This window comes from Streptomyces sp. NRRL F-2664, assembly GCF_000719345.1.
Classification (GTDB): domain Bacteria; phylum Actinomycetota; class Actinomycetes; order Streptomycetales; family Streptomycetaceae; genus Streptomyces.
Genome location: NZ_JOFX01000148.1, coordinates 1 through 4003, shown reverse-complemented (window position 1 = coordinate 4003; position 4003 = coordinate 1). Strand labels below are relative to the sequence as shown.

The following is a 4003-nucleotide window of genomic DNA, read 5'->3' as shown; positions in this document are numbered from 1 at the left end:
TCCTCGCGCTCGCTGCTGGTCAGGCCGTCACGATCGCCCGCGTCGATCGCGGCCTGCCTCACCCAGGCCCGCACCGCGGTCTCGGTCAGATCGAAGTCCTTGGCCACCTGACCGACCGAGCGGTCACCACGCTGATACAGACCGACGATCTCGGCCTTGAACTCTGGCGTGAACGAGCGCGGAAAGCCTTTCGGCACGTGTCCTCCGAGTCACCCGACGATCCCGCCGAACCTCTCCCGTCGAAGAAGCCCGGCCCGCTAAGTCTGCACCAATAGGTGTGTTCTCGTTGCTGCCGCGTTGCCGGTTGTGGGTGGGGTTCGCAGGGGTAGACCGGGATTCCGGTGATCGTGGTGAACTCGGCCTGTCCGGTCGTCTCGGGGCCCTGGTCTCAGGTGACCGTCCGGGCCGGTGACGCGGGCAGTGCGGTGACGGCCTTTGCCTTCGCCGGGGATCGGGCCGCCTTCCCAGTGCCAAGGCACCGACCGGTCCTCGGCCTCGGCGGGACCTTCACCGGCCATCGTCATGCCGGGAATCCGTCCGCGGCCCTCGGCCGTTCCCCGCGATGTGCGGCTCGTCCGGATTCAGACAGCGTGCCAGCTCGCGGCGTAACCCGCCCCAGCCCTGCACGAACAGCGACCGGCAGACCGCCTCGTGACTCCCATGCATCTCCGGGCCGCCGGGATGTTCCAGCCGCAGACGTGCCACGACCTCCTGCGGTGGCCATAACTGCTCGGCCCTCTTGGCCGCCTCCGCGAGCAGTCGGCCGGCGGCGGGCTTGAACGCCTTGGGACCCCGCGCCTGCTCCCGGGCCCGTTCCTGCGCACGCCAGGCGGAACAGCCGGCCCGGCCGCCGCCGGGTCCGGCCCCCCGGCTGACCGTGGACACAGCCCGCCGGGCCCCTGCCCGGTGCCCGCGGGGCCTGACTCACCCAGCCCCGAATGGTCTGGGCGGACGGCTCGAACTCCTTGGCCAGCTCCTCCGGCGTACGACCGGCTCTGACCAGCTCGACTATCTGGCGACGGAACTCCGGCGGATAGGCCGGACGCGTCCTTGCCACGGCGAACTCCCTCCTTGCGCGGATCAGTGTCCCCAAGCGGGGAGGTGTCCACCAAACCGAGGCAAGATCAAAGATCGAGGGACTCGTGACCGCGGCAAAGGCGGATACATACGGACATCGTGCACCCGCGAAGCACCGCGACGGGCTCACCGGATGAGGCGCGCCACCCGGCGTGCTGTCGCCGAGGTCATAACCGTATGCGGGGACCACTGCGTCTACCGGCCGTGGACCGCCGAGTCTGTCGCTGCAGAACTTGTCGGTGGTCTCTGCGGTAGGCGGCCATCGCACACAGGAACCGATCCCAGCCGATACCCACTCGTCTGGCCTATCGCATACCTCGATCGGCCCGCGTGGTTCGCATGGATGCGTCAAGGCGACCAATGTGGGTGACCTGGCTCTGTGGGAGAGGAATGAGAGACATGAATAGTTCAGTCAAGCGCGGTGTGTGCCTGCTATGGCTGGTGCTGGCCCTTTGCGCGATCTGTTCAAGTTCCGCAACGGCTGCAGTCACGCGGCTTCCTTTGAACGGTACTTCTACGGTCCGGGAAGACAACACACCGTTCTCAAGCCCGACCTGGTGTGTGGAAGTGAGAGGGGGAGGAACAACGGCTACAGCAGCTCCTCCGATCATTACTCTCGGGCCCACGACACCGCCCCTTACCACGCTGTTGCCCACACCCACACCCACGTGGACGTGCTACGGGACGGTTCCCCGGGATCCCTACTTGGCGCGGACAGGAGTGGTTGGCCTAGATGCAGTGGAATGGATCGCAGTCTCGGTCGGAATCCTCGGTTTCGCATGCGCGCTGCTCCGGCACTTTCTTTCGCATCTTCCGCGACGCCACTGAGCATCTCGTCGATCAACAGCTCTCCTGACCGACCAGTGTGGCCCCACCAGGGACTGTAAGAGAACGGCTCTGTCTCACATCCGGTGGTAACGCTGAGAGGCGGGGGTCGTTGTTCGCAGCGTGATGGATGTCAACGAGCTTGTGCGGATGGTAGTTTCGGGGATATCGCCGCTGGTCATCGAGGATGTAGCCGATGAGGGCGGACAGGTCATGGTGAGGGCGAAGGCTTTCAGCAGTTGCAGCAGTTCATGACGTCCTCGACCTGGCCGGTCGAGGAGGTGCGGGCCCGGCTGGCATGGCGGGCGGTGTCGGCGGTGCGGCCGCAGGTGTGGGTGGTCGACGACACCGGCTTTCCCAAGAACGGACGTGCCTCGTCCGGGGTGGCCCGGCAGTACTCGGGCACCCTGGGCCAGGTCGGCAGCTGCCAGATCGGTGTCAGCGTCCACGCCGCCTCCGACAGCGCCTCGTGCCCGCTGAACGTGGCGGCTGTTCCTGCCCGCCGCCTGGGACGGACCCGACGCCGAAGCCCGTCGGCGGGCCTGCCGGATCCCCGACACCGTCCATCACCGGGCCAAGTGGCAGCTCGCGCTGGACATGCTCGACAAACTCGCCAGCAACGGGCTGCGGCCCGCCGTCCTGGTCGCGGACACCGGCTACGGCGCCAACGCCGACTTCCGCCGAAGCCTGGCAGACCACGGCCGGGCCTACGTCTGCAGGTCAAAGCCGCAATGACCGGCTACGGCGAGCCCGAGCCCCACCAGCCGCCCTACGGCGGCCTGGGCCCCGGCCGCTGCCCCGCTACCGCGCCCGCCCGGTCTCCTTACGCGACAAACCGACAGCGGAGGGCAGGATCCCGCTTACCCGGCTGATCGCGCAGTGGCCCGAGGAAGAGGCCGAACCGGTGAAGTACTGGATCTCGAACCTGCCCGCCGGCATCCCCGCCACAGACCTCGTCCGCCTGGCGAAAGCCCGCTGGCGCATCGAGCACGACTACCGCGAGCTGAAGACCCCTCTGGGGCTGGACCGCTTCGAGAGCCGCTCGTTCACCGGCTGGCACCGGCACGCCACCCTCGTCACCGCCGCCCACCCGTTCCTGACCGAACAGCGGAGGACCCCAAAAGCCCCTGCCAGGGCCTGACCCTCTACCAGGCCCTGGGCCTCCTCCAACACCTCATCGCCACCTGGACCGGCACCTGCCCCACCTGCCGACAAACCGTCCGAGCGGGCGTTGGCCGCCTGCCGTGCGGCCCGGTCCGCTTTGCGACCCCCGGTTGAATCCGCCATGCCATTCGCCCGCTTCACCTCGGCGACCTATTCTGCACCGCCTTGACCTGCCCGGACTCCTCCGTCGTCGTCCCCGGGTGGACCCCGCTGCCGACCTGGTCATGGCGCACCCCCTAACGCAGCGTCCCGGTCGAACCGATGCCGAGCTTCCCGGCGACCGCCTTGACCGCGGCCGACTCGTTTGATAGTCGCTACGGCCTTCAGCGGCCAGGCGGACCGCTCGTTTGCGCAGCTCAAGGGGAAAGGAGGAACGACGTGCCAAGACTCGATCCTTTCACCGCATTGAGTCTCCATCGGACCCGGAACGGTTCACGCCCTGACACAGCACACTCAAGCCACAATCTGTGACGATACAACCGCCTCACCCGCAGCCGAAGTGCGATAGGCGCGACGAATGGCCAATAACGAAGGCCGGAGGCCCGAGCCTTTCAGAGGAGAGACACGCGCCGGAGGGCCTGTTTTCCTTGGACGAAACTGTCCGCTGCCTGTCCGTAGGGTTGCCATGCCTTCTTCACCCCTTTCCTCGCACTCGTTATTTGCTGTGTGCCGTGTCCGCCGTAGTGGTGGTGTAGCGGGTCTCCTTGCTCTGGCTGCTGCCGGAACCGTCGCTTGGGACGGTGCGGGTGAGGCGTTCGCTGCTCCCGGCTCCCGCTCGGCAGCCGCAGCCGCGGCGTCAGCGGTGCCGGGGGCTTCCGGCATCGTGTCGGGTGTGTTCGCGCCGGGTGAGGAGGCGGGGGGTGCGGTGGATGTGCGGACCGGCCGCTACTCCCTGGAGGTGCCGCTCCTGGCGACGGCGGGGCGTGGGGAGGCTTCG

General features: G+C 67.7%; 3 protein-coding genes and 3 pseudogenes. 3 read left to right on the top strand and 3 right to left on the bottom strand.

Annotated elements, in window-relative coordinates; genetic code table 11:
* The 3 genes and pseudogenes from IF89_RS0134815 to IF89_RS43720 form a co-directional block, all read right to left on the bottom strand.
* On the bottom strand, positions 1–197 hold a 197-nt coding region (locus tag IF89_RS0134815; RefSeq protein WP_030776876.1), incomplete at its 3' end, for a transposase.
* Positions 198–255: 58 nt separating this feature from the next.
* A pseudogene (locus IF89_RS48650) lies at positions 256–891 on the bottom strand (transposase); the annotation flags it as partial.
* Positions 892–928: 37 nt separating this feature from the next.
* Positions 929–1057 (bottom strand): annotated as a pseudogene (locus IF89_RS43720) (IS3 family transposase); the annotation flags it as partial.
* Positions 1058–2153: 1096 nt separating this feature from the next.
* Between IF89_RS43720 and IF89_RS49960 the strand changes: the two are divergent.
* From IF89_RS49960 to IF89_RS48640, 3 genes and pseudogenes are all read left to right on the top strand, one after another.
* Positions 2154–2426: pseudogene (locus IF89_RS49960) on the top strand (transposase); the annotation flags it as partial.
* Between the two features lie 73 nt (positions 2427–2499).
* Positions 2500–2637 (top strand): transposase, encoded by a 138-nt coding sequence (locus IF89_RS49955; RefSeq protein ID WP_420707013.1) that lies wholly within the window; start codon positions 2500–2502, stop codon positions 2635–2637.
* Between the two features lie 169 nt (positions 2638–2806).
* Positions 2807–3043 (top strand): transposase, encoded by a 237-nt coding sequence (locus tag IF89_RS48640; protein WP_063831386.1) that lies wholly within the window; start codon positions 2807–2809, stop codon positions 3041–3043.
* Positions 3044–4003 lie beyond the last annotated feature (960 nt).

Coding starts and splice junctions, on each gene's coding strand:
- IF89_RS49955 (WP_420707013.1), top strand. CDS start 2,500: ATGCTCGACAAACTCGCCAGCAACGGGCTGCGGCCCGCCGTCCTGGTC.